We start from the raw sequence: 16,555 nt of genomic DNA, 5'->3' as shown, positions 1-16,555 counted from the left end.
CTCTTTAGCAAAGAGGGGGGAAGGGGAGATTTGGCAGAAGTAAAATCAACCTCGTAAGTAATTAAACATCGTTATCAAATCTCCCCCATCCCCTCTTTTCTAAAGAGGGGAGCTTGATTATTCTATAATTACCCAACCATCATCGACCCAGTTACAAATTGAATCCAACAACAAATCCATCGAAGTTTCAGGATCTTCGGTTTCATTCACTAAATTAGATAGAAATGCCCAATCCAAACTTTCACCATCAGATAAACGTTTCAATACTTCGGTCTCAATCACATTAAGTTCATCTAGCCATTCACCGTTCGCATAAATACGCAACGGATTTTCAGTGTAAAGCAATTTACAATTGTTGTCTTGAAAAAGGAATGCTCCATCCTCTTCTAAAATTGACCGAACTTCATCAGGATCACACATTTCATCAGAGACTAATAACTCGTAACGACGAGAACTCACCGCACTTGCTACGGCTTGTTTAAACAATGCATCAAAAGCTTCTGAATGAGCCAATTTATCTAATAAAAGCTGTTTCATTGCTTGAATATTTTCATCCGCAAGTTTACCTGTACGTTGTTCAGACTGGCTTAAACGTAGCGGCAAATCAAACTCACTTAAATTCAAATCAGGATCTTGATGACAAAAACCTTTGCTTATTCCATCAATCAAATTACTTAAATTTGGATAACGCAAGCCAAAAGAGAAGGTTAAACAATCATCTTCAGCTACGCCATAATGTGCCATACGCGCTGGAATATAGAGGATGTCGCCCGGATTCATCACTTCATCAATCACCAATTCGCCCATATCATCAAAAATTCGGATTGGCTGATTAGGTTTAAATTCGGTACTTGGATCACACCATTTACCTAATTGCCAACGACGATGACCATATCCTTGCACCAAGAATACATCATACTCATCATAATGCTTACCAACTGAGCCTCCTTTCGGTGCGTAAGACACCATAATGTCGTCACGTTGCCATTGAGGAATAAAGCCAAATTTATTCCAAAGTTGTCCTAATTCAGGCGACCATTGCTCCAAATTTTGAACCAACACCGACCATTTTTCTGGCAATTTTTGGAAATCCTTTTCGCTTAAAGGACTAAAAAAAACTTTCCAATCATCAGAAAATGTCTTCACTAAACGAGCGGTGACATCTTCATTTTGCGCGAGCTCAATAATATCTTGTGGCTCAAACTGCCCAACAATTTCAGGCAAACCGTTCCGAATCACAAGTGGCTTTTTCTGCCAATAATCACGTAGAAAAATTTCTGGCGTGATATGTTCAGGTAAACAAAAATCAACAGATGAAAGTGCGGTCATTTTTAAGCTCCTTTTTCTTTGTCTTTGGCTGCAGCTTGCTCTGCTGCACGCTTACGGCGAATTTCTTTCGGATCAGCAAGTAATGGACGATAAATTTCAATACGATCGCCCTCTTTTAATACATCAGTCAATTTTATTGGACGACTGAAAATCCCAATTTTATTTGTGCTCAAATCAATCTCTGGAAATTGGCTTAAAATCCCTGATTGCGTAATCGCCGTTTGCACGGTGATTCCTTCATCAAATTGAAAAGATTTCAAATAATAACGTTCGGGCAAAGCATAAGCGATTTCAATATTAATCTGATTCATTTTTACTTCTTTGTTAAAAAATTTTAACCATTATAACGGAAAAGTGCGGTGACTTTTAATGATAAATCACGAGCAATAACATCACTCAATTATAGCGGCTTGTTTTAGCGTTATAGATTGAGAATTTAAGGCTTTTTCGCTACAATACGCCACTATTTTTTACATCATCAAATAAAAATGTCAGAAATAAAACTCATTGTTGGTTTAGGAAATCCTGGCGATAAATATACCGATACGCGCCACAATGCGGGCGAATGGCTTATTGAACGCTTGGCACGTCGTTTTAACGTTTCGCTAAATCCAGAAAGTAAATTCTTCGGAAAAACTGCCCGCACTTTAGTGGATGGAAAAGAAGTTCGCCTTTTAGTGCCGACAACTTTTATGAATTTAAGCGGTAAAGCGGTTGGGGCATTGGCAAGTTTTTACCGTATTAAACCTGAAGAAATTTTAGTGATTCATGATGAATTAGATTTACCGCCAGGCACAGCAAAACTCAAACAAGGCGGTGGGCACGGCGGACATAACGGCTTAAAAGATATTGTGGCTCAATTAGGCAATAACAATAATTTCTACCGCTTACGTATTGGCATTGGACATCCAGGCCATCGTGATTTAGTGGCGGGTTATGTTTTAAATAAACCATCACCGGCAGATCGCGATGCACTTGAAAAAGTGCTAGATGAGGCAACTGATTGTGTAGAAATGATTTTCAAAGATGGAATGGTCAAAGCAACCAACCGTTTAAACAGTTTCAAAATTTAAAAGTGCGGTTAGTTTTACAACCGTTTTACTCAAAATAAGGAAAAATTATGGGATTCAAATGTGGTATTGTGGGATTGCCAAATGTCGGCAAATCTACTCTTTTTAACGCGCTCACTAAAGCTGGTATTGAAGCCGCAAACTATCCATTCTGTACTATCGAACCAAATACGGGTGTAGTACCAATGCCAGATCCGCGTTTAGATGCATTGGCAGAAATCGTTAAACCTGAACGCGTATTACCCACCACGATGGAATTCGTGGACATCGCAGGCTTAGTTGCGGGAGCAAGTAAAGGTGAAGGCTTAGGTAACAAATTCCTCGCTAATATTCGTGAAACCGATGCGATCGGCCACGTTGTTCGTTGCTTTGAAAATGACGATATCGTACACGTTGCGGGGAAAATTGACCCACAAGATGACATTGATACCATCAATACCGAATTAGCCTTAGCAGACTTAGACAGCTGCGAACGCGCGATTCAACGCTTACAAAAACGTGCCAAAGGTGGAGACAAAGAGGCTAAATTTGAACTTTCCGTTATGGAAAAAATCCTCCCTGTGCTTGAAAATGCTGGAATGATTCGCTCTGTTGGGTTAGATAAAGAAGAATTGCAAGCAATCAAGAGTTACAACTTCTTAACTTTAAAACCAACAATGTACATCGCAAACGTGAATGAAGATGGCTTTGAAAATAACCCATATTTAGATCGCGTTCGTGAAATTGCCGCAAAAGAAGGGGCGGTAGTTGTTCCTGTATGTGCAGCGATTGAATCTGAAATTGCAGAACTTGATGATGAAGAAAAAGTCGAATTTTTACAAGATTTAGGCATTGAAGAACCTGGATTGAACCGCGTAATTCGTGCTGGTTACGCACTTTTAAATCTTCAAACTTACTTTACCGCAGGCGTAAAAGAAGTACGAGCTTGGACAGTTTCAGTCGGCGCAACCGCACCAAAAGCAGCAGCTGTAATCCATACCGACTTTGAAAAAGGCTTTATCCGAGCAGAAGTTATCGCTTATGAAGACTTTATCCAATTCAACGGTGAAAACGGTGCAAAAGAAGCGGGTAAATGGCGTTTAGAAGGCAAAGATTACATCGTACAAGATGGCGATGTAATGCACTTCCGATTCAACGTATAAAAATACACAAAAAATAACCGCACTTTTTAAGTGCGGTTATTTGTTATGTTCACTTGATGAGATCAACTAACTTTTCACCAATAAGTTTGCGCCATCCAATCAGCAACTCTGGTAGTTTGTCTTGAGAACAATCATATTTCCAAACCCATTTAATCAATTCTTCTAAAGTTCGTTTACTTGCAACGATTTCAGGGGTTAAACCTTCCGGTGTTAAGCTATTCACTTTTTCTTGTAATAATCGAATTGTTTTTTTATAACGAGGATCTTCAGAAATACGTTCAATAGTTTTTGGATAGTCATTAGAAGAAACTCGTCTTGCTTGAGCAAGTAATTGCAAAATCTTTTTACCACGTACACGCACTTCATTTTCAGTTAATCCCATTTCTAACATTTCAGATGTATTACGTGGATTATTCTTTGCCACTTTCCAAAGATTATCTGATTTCACAATATAAGAAAGTGCTAAATCACGCTCTATTGCGACGTTTTGTCGCCACTGCGCCAAAATTCTTAAACGAGACAATTCTAATGGATTTAATTTCCAAACATTTGGAATGTCTAAATAAGCTTTTTCTGAATCTCGTTCTTGCAATTTATGCGTTTTAGAAATAGCAAGTTCGCAATCATCTCTTAGTGCTTGTTCCCAAGGTGTTTTCGCTAACTCTTTTTCAAGAATATGATAAAGCGGCAACAAATACCAAACATCACCTGCGGCATATTGAAGTTGAATATCAGAAAGGGGGCGCTTAATCCAATTGGTGCGAGTTGCGCCTTTATCGATTTCTACATTTAAGTATTGTTGTGCTAATTTAGCCAATCCTACTGATGTACCAAGCCCAAGAAAGCGCGCCATAATTTGCGTATCAATCATTGGGCGTGGAAGCTGATCAAATTCTTGTAAAAAAACCAATAAATCTTCACTACAAGAATGTAAGATTTTTAATACCTTAGGATTGGCTAATAGTGCAACAAAAGGCGAAAAATCCGTAATCGCTAAAGGATCAACTAAAGAGACGCGCTCGCCATCATAAAGCTGGATTAATCCCAATTTAGGAAAATAAGTGGAAACACGCATAAATTCTGTATCTAGGGCAACCGCACTTTGCTGCTGAGCTAAATTGCAAATTTCCAATAGCGCAGTATTATCCGTAATGACTGTAAAGTGCGGTAGATTTTGACATTCTTTTATCATAGTGATTTTTTATTTAAAAAGAACAAAAATGGGATATTGCTATCCCATTTTGACATTAATGTTTTGAACGTTTTGCGATCTCTTCATCGCGTAAAACCCGACGTAAAATCTTACCTACATTGGTTTTTGGCAGTTCGTCTCGGAACTCAATTTCTTTTGGTACTTTATAGCCAGTGAGATATTGGCGACAATGGTTTCGAAGTTCATCACGGGTTAAACTATCATCTTTTTTCACCACAAATACTTTAATCGTTTCACCAGAAACTTCATGAGGTACACCGATTGCCACGGCTTCGGCAACTTTGTAATTCAACATAACGACATCTTCAATTTCATTTGGATAGACATTAAAACCAGAAACCAAAATCATATCTTTTTTACGATCCACAATGCGTAAGCTATATGATTCATCCATAATGACAATATCGCCAGTTGCCATCCAACCATCTTTTAAAACTTCGCTAGTTGCTTCTGGTCGTTGCCAATAGCCTCGCATGACTTGGTCACCTTTAACCCATAATTCACCAGGCTCGCCAATTTTTGCGTCTAAACCATCATCTTTAATGATTTTTATATCAGTATTTGGCACTGGCACACCAATAGTGCCATTATGTTTCACAACATTAATCGGACAAGCAGCAATTAATGGCGAACACTCCGTCATTCCATAACCTTCAATGATGTTACAGCCCGTCAATTCATGCCAACGTGTTGCTACAGACTGTTGAATAGCCATACCGCCACCTACAGAAAGTTTTAAAGCTGAAAAATCAACTTCTTTGAAATTTTCATTATTTAATAGAGCATTAAATAAGGTATTCACACCCGTGATTGCTTCAAAACGATATTTTTTCAACTCTTTCACAAACCCTTCAATATCTCTCGGATTGGTGATTAAGATCGCCGTAACACCTAACTCTAAAAATAATAAGCAATTTACGGTTAAGGCAAATACGTGATAAAGGGGCAAAGCTAAAATAGCTGAGCGAGTTCGAGAATGATCACCGATAAATGGCTCTGCAATCCATTTTGCTTGAAATACATTGGTTATAATATTTCCGTGCGTCAGCATTGCACCTTTCGCTACCCCCGTTGTGCCGCCAGTATATTGTAAAAAGGCCAAATCTTCACGCTCCATTTCAGGACGAACATATTGGCGATATTTACCAATACTTAATACTTCTCGGAACGTCACTGCGTGCGGTAATTTATATTTCGGCACCAGTTTCTTCACATATTTCACAAAAAAATTGACTAAAGTACGTTTACCAAATGAAAGTTGATCGCCCATTCGGGTAAGAATAACGTGTTTAACATTGGTATTGAAAACGACTTTTTCCAAGGTAGAAGCAAAATTTGATACCACGACAATCGCTACCGCACCACTATCTTGCAACTGATGCTCTAATTCTCTCGGTGTATAAAGAGGATTCACATTTACTGCAATTAAGCCCGCACGCAAAATACCAAAAAGTGCGATAGGATATTGCAATAAATTTGGCATCATTAATGCCACACGATCACCACGTTGAAGTTTAAATTCATTTTGCAAATACGCGGCAAATGCACGACTACGCTCTTCTAATTTACGGAAAGTAAGTACTTGCCCCATATTAATGTAAGCGGGGCGATCTGGATGTTCGCGCACAGCTTTGTCGAACATATCCAAAATAGATTCATATTTTGAGGTATCCAGAAATTTTTCAGAACCTTCTGGATAATTTTGAAACCAAATTTTTTCCATTTTTAATCCTAATTTGTTGGAAAATCTTTAAGATTTTATCATTTAATTCAAATAATAGCGAATTTCAGGCTGAACATACCAAGGGCGATGTCTCCATCTAAAAAATCCCCAATCATCGTCTTCATCCCAATCATCTGTCGGATAACCATAGGTGGTACTGAGTGTCCAAATACGGTATTTATCAGGTTGAATAACAGGATAAGTATAATCAGCTTGTTCTATCTTGCCTTTCTCTGTTCCAGCTAATAGCCCGCCCACAGTAATATAACGTTCTTTTAAATTTTCAGGGTCAACAAAACCATTGAAATACACGATGAATCGGCCATCTGATTGAAATTCAACGAATGGTTTACCTGAAATTGATGACACCGGTAAACTTAACACTTCAATTTTTGTTTGATTTGGTAAAACAGCCGCCTGAACAATTTTCCCGCCAAGTCGAACAGTTTTACAATGACAGGTTAAATCTTGAGGTGAAATATCGCGATAGGAATTAATAGAAAACCGCTCTTCTTCTAATCCTTTCGGCGGTACCATACAGCCTGTCAATCCCAAACAAAGTGCGGTAAAAAATAAGGTAATTTTTCCTTTCATTTTCTATCCTCCAGTTATTATTCACGTCCTGGCAATTTCTTCCAAGTAACTTCGTTCCGTAAATAAATCGGTTCAATTTCTAAAGCTGATATTGTGCGTTTTTGCAAGTATTCTACTCGTGCGAGCTCCAGCATATATAATGCATTAGGCAACGCTATATCTGAGCTCGTTAGATTTTTTTCAGTAAATTGAGAATACGCTGCCCAACCTGTTCCGACTCTAAATGCATTATGATCTCGAAGCTGATTAATCGCTTGTTCTGGGGAACAAACTTGTTCAGTTATCATTTCTCGCCATTGAAAAAATTCCCCGACATCAGACCGCACTTTTTCTCTCACTAATTGAGAAAAATAAACTTCGTTCATTCTCGCATCAATCGCTGCAACGACATTTTCTACTTGATGTAATTCAAATGCTGCCTGTGCCATTGCGGTTAAATTTGAAATAGGAATGACAGGCAAATCCGCACCAAACGCTAAACCTTGTGCAATCCCAGCACCAACACGAACACCAGTAAAACTCCCCGGACCTCGCCCAAAGGCAAGTGCATCAACTTGATTTAAACCTACCCCTGAATTTGCCAAAATTTCATCGATCATAGGTAAAATTCGTTTGGTGTGAGTGCGTTGAGCAAGTTCATTAATATGTGTTTTCTCACCACGATACAATAAAGCGACAGAACAAGCCTCAGTTGAAGTATCTAGCGCCAATAAAGTTAAATTTTGCATTATTATTCTCGTTTATTTATTTTGTAAGAATTGTATCACTTTGTTGAGATCACGGGTACGACTTGAGTTAGGTAAACTTTTCAAAAAAGTTTCGCCATAATTGCGCATCACTAATCGATTATCACAAATAATCACAACGCCACGATCTGTAACATCGCGAATTAAACGCCCAACGCCTTGCTTCAAGGTAATTACCGCTTCGGGCAGCTGAATGTCGTTAAATGGATCGCCACCTTGCAAACGACAATCCTCAATACGGGCTTTCAACAAAGGTTCATCTGGCGCGGTAAAGGGAAGTTTATCAATAATCACTAAAGAAAGTGCATCACCGCGCACATCTACCCCCTCCCAAAAGCTAGAAGTTGCTACCAAAACACTATGCGTTTCTTTTATAAATTGCTCGAGTAATTTTCCTTTTGAGGTTTCACCTTGTAATAGAATAGAAAGATTACTTTTTTCACGAAAGTATTCTGATAAACCACGCATCATTGAATAAGAAGTGCAAAGAACAAAGCAACGCCCTTTGTTTGCTTCAATCACGGGTAATAACATTTCGCCTAGTGAATTTAATGTATTCACTTGATTGGTATTCGGCAAATATCGAGGCACACAAAGCAAAGATTGTTCAGGATAATTAAAGGGACTATATAAAATTTTTTGTGTCGCATTTTCAATACCTAAACGTTGGCAGAAATGATTAAAAGTCCCCCCCACCTCTAATGTCGCGGATGTAAATATCCAAGCGGCTTCTTTAGCTTCAAGCTGAGCACCAAATTTATCGGCCACCGTCAATGGCGTCATATGTAAACCAAACTGGCGACCATTTCCTTCATACCAATAACAATAACCTACAATATTTGTTTCAGATAAACGCTTGAGCTGAATTTTAATGGATTCAACACGTTCAAAAATACTATCCAAAGTTTGGGAGCGACCAAGAGCTAATTTAATTACCTCAGCTAAAAAATCTATTTTCTCCTGTAATAATTCAAAGGATTTTTTCACCGCACTTTGCGTGTAAAGCTCACGCCAATTTCCTCGAACATTACTCCCATTACCCAGTAATAAACGAAAATCTTGTACAACCTTCAGTAAGGTATCAGATGTTGTGCCAAGCTGCTGCATATCTTTAAGTTCTGTGCGATAGACAATATTAATATCCTTACACAAATCAAAAAGCTGGCGTGATGTTAAAGATTGACCAAAATATTGACTCGCAATATCTGGTAACTGATGAGCTTCGTCAAAAATAATCACTTCTGCATTCGGAATGAGTTCTCCAAAACCACTTTCTTTCACGGCCATATCTGCAAAAAATAAGTGATGATTAACTACAACTAAATCAGCATTTAATGCTTTTTTACGCGCACTTGCTACATAACATTCTGAATAATTAGGGCAATCGGTACCTAAACAACTTTCCGCTGTACTAGTAAGTTGAGGAATAATTGGGCTATCTTCTGCAAGCTCAATACATTCTGTAAAATCACCTGTCTTAGTACTGTTATTCCATTTACGTACTTTGCTTAATTCAGCTAAAACAGACTTATCTCCAAGCACACCCTGAGCAATCACTTGATCTAAACGCTCTAAACAAAGATAGTTTGCCCGACCTTTTAGCAACGCAATTTTTCCTGTGAAATTAAGGGCTTTTTTAATAGCAGGAAGATCTCGATTAAAAAGCTGATCTTGAAGATTTTTAGATCCTGTAGAAATAATTGTTTTTTTACCAAATACTAGAGCTGGAGCCAGATATGCGAAGGTCTTTCCTGTACCCGTTCCAGCTTCAATAACAAGGGAAGATTTATTTTGGATTGACTCGCCAACAGCACGTGCCATTTCAATCTGCTCAGTTCGAGGTCTAAAACCTTTGATACTTTGACTTAATTCGCCATTAACAGAGAAAATATTAGAAATGCGATCTTGATAATTCATTAAATTAGGAAAACATAAATTTTTATTAGTTTAACAAACTTATAAAAAATCGTATATGAAGATAGTTGTTTTATTAAAACTAAAATCAGACTCTTGTTTCTTTAATATTATAAATAGATTATGAAAAACAAAAACCCCATATCTTTCGACACGGGGTTCTTATCTTTTATTCTACTCTGCTTTATTCTATTTATGTATTTGGTAACCTGGCGGTGCCCTACTCTCACATGGGGAAGCCCCACACTACCATCGGCATTACAGCGTTTCACTTCTGAGTTCGGTATGGTGTCAGGTGGTTCCACCGCACTATCGCCGCCAGGATAATTCTTTGATAACGTTTATTTTAAATTCTATCTATGTTCTTCATTGGCCACAAGCTGAACGTTTAGTTAATTTCTTTTTCTTTCACTCTGTTTTCCAAAAACACTTGAGCGTTGTATAGTTAAGCCTCTCGGGCAATTAGTATGCGTTAGCTCAATGTATCACTACACTTACACACCGCACCTATCTACGTCTTAGTCTTAAACAACCCTTACAGATTTATAATCTGGGAGAACTCATCTCTTGGCAAGTTTCGTGCTTAGATGCTTTCAGCACTTATCTCTTCCGCACTTAGCTACCCGGCAATGCGTCTGGCGACACAACCGGAACACCAGTGGTGCGTCCACTCCGGTCCTCTCGTACTAGGAGCAGCCCCAACCAATTCTCCAACGCCCACGGCAGATAGGGACCGAACTGTCTCACGACGTTCTAAACCCAGCTCGCGTACCACTTTAAATGGCGAACAGCCATACCCTTGGGACCTACTTCAGCCCCAGGATGTGATGAGCCGACATCGAGGTGCCAAACACCGCCGTCGATATGAACTCTTGGGCGGTATCAGCCTGTTATCCCCGGAGTACCTTTTATCCGTTGAGCGATGGCCCTTCCATTCAGAACCACCGGATCACTATGACCTACTTTCGTACCTGCTCGACTTGTCTGTCTCGCAGTTAAGCTTGCTTATACCATTGCACTAACCTCACGATGTCCGACCGTGATTAGCAAACCTTCGTGCTCCTCCGTTACTCTTTGGGAGGAGACCGCCCCAGTCAAACTACCCACCAGACACTGTCCGAGACCGCGTTCCGCAATCTTCGTTAGAACATCAAACGTTAAAGGGTGGTATTTCAAGGACGACTCCATAATCACTGGCGTGACTACTTCTAAGTCTCCCACCTATCCTACACATCAAAATTCAATGTTCAGTGTCAAGCTATAGTAAAGGTTCACGGGGTCTTTCCGTCTAGCCGCGGGTACACCGCATCTTCACGGCGATTTCAATTTCACTGAGTCTCGGGTGGAGACAGCCTGGCCATCATTATGCCATTCGTGCAGGTCGGAACTTACCCGACAAGGAATTTCGCTACCTTAGGACCGTTATAGTTACGGCCGCCGTTTACTGGGGCTTCGATCAGGAGCTTCTCTTTCGATTACACCATCAATTAACCTTCCAGCACCGGGCAGGCATCACACCCTATACGTCCACTTTCGTGTTTGCAGAGTGCTGTGTTTTTAATAAACAGTTGCAGCCAGCTGGTATCTTCGACCGGTTCAACCTTCGCCCGCGAGGGACTACAATCTACGCCGGCGCACCTTCTCCCGAAGTTACGGTGCTATTTTGCCTAGTTCCTTCACCCGAGTTCTCTCAAGCGCCTGAGTATTCTCTACCTGACCACCTGTGTCGGTTTTCAGTACGGTTTAGATAAACCTGAAGCTTAGTGGCTTTTCCTGGAAGTGTGGTATCGGTTACTTCAGCTCCGTAGAGCCTCGTCATCATCTCTCAGTGTTTAATAGAAGTCCGGATTTGCCTAAACTTCCCACCTACCAACTTAAACGCACATATCCAACAGTGCGATAACCTAACCTGCTCCGTCCCCACATCGCAGTTTATCCAAGTACAGGAATATTAACCTGTTTCCCATCGACTACGCTTTTCAGCCTCGCCTTAGGGGCCGACTCACCCTGCCCCGATTAACGTTGGACAGGAACCCTTGGTCTTCCGGCGAACGGGTTTTTCACCCGTTTTATCGTTACTTATGTCAGCATTCGCACTTCTGATACGTCCAGCAGCCCTCTCGAGCCACCTTCATCCGCTTACAGAACGCTCCCCTACCCAACAGACTTACGTCTGATGCCGCAGCTTCGGTGCTATATTTGAGCCCCGTTACATCTTCCGCGCAGGCCGACTCGACTAGTGAGCTATTACGCTTTCTTTAAATGATGGCTGCTTCTAAGCCAACATCCTAGCTGTCTAAGCCTTCCCACTTCGTTTCCCACTTAATATAGACTTTGGGACCTTAGCTGGCGGTCTGGGTTGTTTCCCTCTCCACGACGGACGTTAGCACCCGCCGTGTGTCTCCTGAGTATCACTCTTTGGTATTCGTAGTTTGCATCGGGTTGGTAATCCGGGATGGACCCCTAGCCGAAACAGTGCTCTACCCCCAAAGGTGTCCGCTCAAGGCTCTACCTAAATAGATTTCGGGGAGAACCAGCTATCTCCCGGTTTGATTGGCCTTTCACCCCCAGCCACAAGTCATCCGCTAATTTTTCAACATTAGTCGGTTCGGTCCTCCAGTTAGTGTTACCCAACCTTCAACCTGCCCATGGCTAGATCACCGGGTTTCGGGTCTATACCTTGCAACTATTCGCCCAGTTAAGACTCGGTTTCCCTTCGGCTCCCCTATTCGGTTAACCTCGCTACAAAATATAAGTCGCTGACCCATTATACAAAAGGTACGCAGTCACCCTTTCAGGCTCCCACTGCTTGTACGTACAAGGTTTCAGGTTCTATTTCACTCCCCTCACCGGGGTTCTTTTCGCCTTTCCTTCACAGTACTGGTTCACTATCGGTCAATCAGGAGTATTTAGCCTTGGAGGATGGTCCCCCCATCTTCAAACAGGATATCACGTGTCCCGCCCTACTTATCGTTAACTTAGTACCACAGCCTGGATGTCGAGTACGGGGCTATCACCCTGTGTCGCTAAGCTTCCCAGCTTATTCCTCTATCTCTGCTGCTATCATTAACAGGCTCTTTCGCTTTCGCTCGCCGCTACTGACGAAATCTCGGTTGATTTCTTTTCCTCGGGGTACTTAGATGTTTCAGTTCTCCCGGTTTGCCTCACCTACCTATGTATTCAGTAAGTGATAGTAGATTCTTCATCTACTGGGTTTCCCCATTCGGATATCTTGGATTAAACGCCTCTTATCGACTCATCCAAGCTTTTCGCAGATTAGCACGTCCTTCTTCGCCTCTGATTGCCAAGGCATCCACCTTGTACGCTTAGTCACTTAACTATACAACCTCAAATGTTTTCAATCACTTTAAGTTTTCACTTGAAAGTGCGGTCAATTTGATGCGTATCTTCATTCAACTAAACACTTGATTGCTTTTGTTCAATCAAGATTTTATGCAAAACAGGTTTTATTTTTAGATTTCCCTTTTCAGTTCCCTCTTTCACTTTCCTGCCTTGCCTACTCAGACTTTCTCTCGAAAATCTCTTGTTTTCAGCTTGTTTCCAATTTTTTAAAGAACAGTTGATAAAACTTTTCAGTTATCATCGTTAAATAAACTAAATAAATAAATTTACTTAACGATGATAAGTGGTGGAGATAAGCGGGATCGAACCGCTGACCTCCTGCGTGCAAGGCAGGCGCTCTCCCAGCTGAGCTATATCCCCATGTCATCGTTTATTTATCACCTTATTCACCTTCATCACTCACTCAGTTTGAGTGGTGGGTCTGAGTGGACTTGAACCACCGACCTCACCCTTATCAGGGGTGCGCTCTAACCACCTGAGCTACAGACCCAAGGAAATAACGGCTTTCTGCTCGATATTGTCTACAATATATCAATCAATCTGTGTGGACACTTATTGTCTCTCGTTTTCAGTAAGGAGGTGATCCAACCGCAGGTTCCCCTACGGTTACCTTGTTACGACTTCACCCCAGTCATGAATCATACCGTGGTAAACGCCCTCCAAAAGGTTAAGCTATCTACTTCTGGTACAACCCACTCCCATGGTGTGACGGGCGGTGTGTACAAGGCCCGGGAACGTATTCACCGCGACATTCTGATTCGCGATTACTAGCGATTCCGACTTCATGGAGTCGAGTTGCAGACTCCAATCCGGACTTAGACGTACTTTCTGAGATTCGCTCCACCTCGCAGTTTCGCCACCCTCTGTATACGCCATTGTAGCACGTGTGTAGCCCTACTCGTAAGGGCCATGATGACTTGACGTCATCCCCACCTTCCTCCAGTTTATCACTGGCAGTCTCCTTTGAGTTCCCGACCAAATCGCTGGCAACAAAGGATAAGGGTTGCGCTCGTTGCGGGACTTAACCCAACATTTCACAACACGAGCTGACGACAGCCATGCAGCACCTGTCTCATGGTTCCCGAAGGCACTCCCGTATCTCTACAGGATTCCATGGATGTCAAGAGTAGGTAAGGTTCTTCGCGTTGCATCGAATTAAACCACATGCTCCACCGCTTGTGCGGGCCCCCGTCAATTCATTTGAGTTTTAACCTTGCGGCCGTACTCCCCAGGCGGTCGATTTATCACGTTAGCTACGGGCACCAAGCTTTAAGCCCAATCCCCAAATCGACAGCGTTTACAGCGTGGACTACCAGGGTATCTAATCCTGTTTGCTCCCCACGCTTTCGCACATGAGCGTCAGTACATTCCCAAGGGGCTGCCTTCGCCTTCGGTATTCCTCCACATCTCTACGCATTTCACCGCTACACGTGGAATTCTACCCCTCCCTAAAGTACTCTAGTTACCCAGTCTGAAATGCAATTCCCAGGTTAAGCCCGGGGCTTTCACACCTCACTTAAATAACCGCCTGCGTGCCCTTTACGCCCAGTTATTCCGATTAACGCTCGCACCCTCCGTATTACCGCGGCTGCTGGCACGGAGTTAGCCGGTGCTTCTTCTGTATTTAACGTCAATGATGTCTACTATTAGCACACATCCCTTCCTCAATACCGAAAGAACTTTACAACCCGAAGGCCTTCTTCATTCACGCGGCATGGCTGCGTCAGGGTTCCCCCCATTGCGCAATATTCCCCACTGCTGCCTCCCGTAGGAGTCTGGACCGTGTCTCAGTTCCAGTGTGGCTGGTCATCCTCTCAGACCAGCTAGAGATCGTCGGCTTGGTAGGCCTTTACCCCACCAACTACCTAATCCCACTTGGGCTCATCTTATGGCATGTGGCCCGAAGGTCCCACACTTTAATCTTTCGATATTACGCGGTATTAGCTACAGTTTCCCGTAGTTATCCCCCTCCATAAGCCAGATTCCCAAGCATTACTCACCCGTCCGCCACTCGTCAGCAAGAAAGCAAGCTTTCTCCTGCTACCGTTCGACTTGCATGTGTTAAGCCTGCCGCCAGCGTTCAATCTGAGCCATGATCAAACTCTTCAATTCAAGTTCAATCGCTCAATACTGCTGACATAAAATGTCACTACTTAAAAAGTATAATGAATTTCTAGTTAGCACCTATTAAGACTTCAAAATTAAAAAATATTTTTAAAACAAGTCAATCAACAAGTGCCCACACAGATTGTCTGATACATTGTTAAAGAGCAAAAAACAACGACGCACGTGCAAACTTAAATACTTCACAACAGTGCGTCGTTGTGTGCCGTGCATTATAGGGATTTTCAAAACCCTTGCAAGTACTTTTTTGTAAAAATATTTAAAAAAATGATCTTTTGATGGAAATATAAACATTTCATCAAAAAGTGCGGTTAGAATGCTCAAATTTTTATCGCTATAATTTCTTACGTAATGAAACTTCACCACCATTAAACATCTGAATTTTATTGCCACATAATACTTTTAAATAACCGTGTTCATCTATGCCTTGTTCAATACCTGAAATAACGCCTTGTTCAGTCAGCACATTTACTTCACTATTTGAAAATGCATTATATAATTGCCATGCTTGTTGAAATTCCGTATTAATACCATTTTTCTCAAAGATATTTAAACGTGTATATAAATGTTGTGTGAGTTTGGGTAATAAGGTTTGTCGGTCTACATCAGGATCTATTTCACATACTTCCGCATAAGGCTGACTAATTTCTGTTTGTTTTGGCAACAACACATTAATACCTACGCCAATCACTAAATTGAGCATACCATTTTTATGGTTAGCGATTTCAACCAAAATTCCACCTAACTTTCGCCCATCAAACAAAATATCATTAGGCCATTTCACTTGCACGTTTAACACTTCAGCAATCGCCAAACCAATGACCAAACTCAGGCCTTCGATAGGTTTTCTCGGATCAAACGTCCAATAAAAACTAAAAATGATTTGCCCGGCAAAAGGCGATAACCATTGGCGACCACGTCGACCGCGTCCTGCAGTTTGATATTCAGCCACACAAAGATCGCCTTTTTTTAAGGAAGGAATATTTTGTAGTATCCATTCATTTGTAGAGGAAATAATCGGCTGATAATGGATACTATAAGGAAAAAGTGCGGTTGAAATTTGCTGAGGATTTAATAAAGGAAGGCTAGGCACTAAGCAATAATTTTGGCCATCAACGACAATTTCCAAACCTAGCTCGCATAATTGTTTAATATCCTCTTCAATATCCAGAGAAAACTTTTCCAATTCTAACCGCACTTTCGACTGACAGTCAGCTAAATATCTCAATAAAGCGAAATTCATTATTTATTCCTTGTACCAAACGGAGCGAAAATCATAGCACAAATCCAAAAATTTCGTTTTCAAAATCAAGTAAAATCTGTATAATCCCACCGCA

Annotated in this window: 10 protein-coding genes, 2 tRNA genes and 3 rRNA genes; 2 read left to right on the top strand and 13 right to left on the bottom strand. The window is 41.2% G+C overall.

Going from position 1 to position 16,555, the window contains the following annotated elements:
* Nucleotides 1-117 precede the first annotated feature (117 nt).
* Nucleotides 118-1,329 carry a ribosomal protein uL16 3-hydroxylase gene (locus AC6H0J_RS04360; RefSeq protein WP_118817449.1) on the bottom strand — a complete coding sequence of 404 codons (1,212 nt, stop codon included), beginning with the start codon at nucleotides 1,327-1,329 and terminating at the stop codon, nucleotides 118-120.
* 2 nt (nucleotides 1,330-1,331) lie between these two features.
* Nucleotides 1,332-1,640, bottom strand: coding sequence for an RnfH family protein (locus tag AC6H0J_RS04355; RefSeq protein ID WP_111407544.1), 309 nt, complete (start codon nucleotides 1,638-1,640; stop codon nucleotides 1,332-1,334).
* A 177-nt stretch (nucleotides 1,641-1,817) separates the two neighbouring features.
* Between AC6H0J_RS04355 and pth the strand changes: the two genes are divergently transcribed.
* Nucleotides 1,818-2,402 (top strand): aminoacyl-tRNA hydrolase, encoded by a 585-nt coding sequence (gene pth, locus AC6H0J_RS04350; RefSeq protein ID WP_118817448.1) that lies wholly within the window; start codon nucleotides 1,818-1,820, stop codon nucleotides 2,400-2,402.
* A gap of 47 nt (nucleotides 2,403-2,449) precedes the next feature.
* Entirely contained in the window at nucleotides 2,450-3,541 is a 1,092-nt protein-coding gene (gene ychF / locus AC6H0J_RS04345; protein ID WP_005627284.1) for a redox-regulated ATPase YchF, read from the top strand.
* Nucleotides 3,542-3,590: 49 nt separating this feature from the next.
* Here the strand turns inward: ychF and rnd are convergent, their stop codons facing one another.
* The 11 genes from rnd to birA all read right to left on the bottom strand — a co-directional run bounded on the left by rnd (nucleotide 3,591) and on the right by birA (nucleotide 16,461).
* On the bottom strand, nucleotides 3,591-4,733 hold the full coding sequence (gene rnd, locus AC6H0J_RS04340) for a ribonuclease D (protein WP_005627283.1): 1,143 nt from the start codon (nucleotides 4,731-4,733) through the stop codon (nucleotides 3,591-3,593).
* Between the two features lie 55 nt (nucleotides 4,734-4,788).
* The gene (gene fadD, locus AC6H0J_RS04335) at nucleotides 4,789-6,477 is read right to left on the bottom strand and encodes a long-chain-fatty-acid--CoA ligase FadD (protein WP_005627282.1); all 1,689 of its coding nucleotides are present in this window, start codon (nucleotides 6,475-6,477) and stop codon (nucleotides 4,789-4,791) included.
* Between the two features lie 42 nt (nucleotides 6,478-6,519).
* On the bottom strand, nucleotides 6,520-7,071 hold the full coding sequence (locus tag AC6H0J_RS04330) for a Slp family lipoprotein (RefSeq protein ID WP_005627281.1): 552 nt from the start codon (nucleotides 7,069-7,071) through the stop codon (nucleotides 6,520-6,522).
* A gap of 17 nt (nucleotides 7,072-7,088) precedes the next feature.
* Complete coding sequence (gene tsaB, locus AC6H0J_RS04325; RefSeq protein ID WP_005627280.1) at nucleotides 7,089-7,799, bottom strand: tRNA (adenosine(37)-N6)-threonylcarbamoyltransferase complex dimerization subunit type 1 TsaB; 711 nt, start codon at nucleotides 7,797-7,799, stop codon at nucleotides 7,089-7,091.
* A gap of 12 nt (nucleotides 7,800-7,811) precedes the next feature.
* Nucleotides 7,812-9,734 (bottom strand): DNA repair helicase YoaA, encoded by a 1,923-nt coding sequence (yoaA, locus tag AC6H0J_RS04320; RefSeq protein WP_005627279.1) that lies wholly within the window; start codon nucleotides 9,732-9,734, stop codon nucleotides 7,812-7,814.
* A gap of 204 nt (nucleotides 9,735-9,938) precedes the next feature.
* A 5S ribosomal RNA gene (gene rrf, locus AC6H0J_RS04315) occupies nucleotides 9,939-10,054 on the bottom strand.
* 118 nt (nucleotides 10,055-10,172) lie between these two features.
* A 23S ribosomal RNA gene (locus AC6H0J_RS04310) occupies nucleotides 10,173-13,071 on the bottom strand.
* A 307-nt stretch (nucleotides 13,072-13,378) separates the two neighbouring features.
* A tRNA-Ala gene (locus AC6H0J_RS04305) sits at nucleotides 13,379-13,454 on the bottom strand.
* 53 nt (nucleotides 13,455-13,507) lie between these two features.
* Nucleotides 13,508-13,584: transfer RNA gene (locus AC6H0J_RS04300), tRNA-Ile, on the bottom strand.
* An 82-nt stretch (nucleotides 13,585-13,666) separates the two neighbouring features.
* Nucleotides 13,667-15,206: ribosomal RNA gene (locus tag AC6H0J_RS04295) — 16S ribosomal RNA — on the bottom strand.
* The 16S, 23S and 5S rRNA genes sit together here with 2 tRNA genes alongside, the layout of an rRNA operon.
* A gap of 346 nt (nucleotides 15,207-15,552) precedes the next feature.
* On the bottom strand, nucleotides 15,553-16,461 hold the full coding sequence (birA, locus tag AC6H0J_RS04290; protein ID WP_005629422.1) for a bifunctional biotin--[acetyl-CoA-carboxylase] ligase/biotin operon repressor BirA: 909 nt from the start codon (nucleotides 16,459-16,461) through the stop codon (nucleotides 15,553-15,555).
* Nucleotides 16,462-16,555: the final 94 nt, after the last annotated feature.

It is taken from the genome of Haemophilus sp. THUN1691 (genome assembly GCF_059704425.1).
Note: the sequence above shows the minus strand (reverse complement) of the source record. Positions and strands in the feature narration are given on the sequence as shown.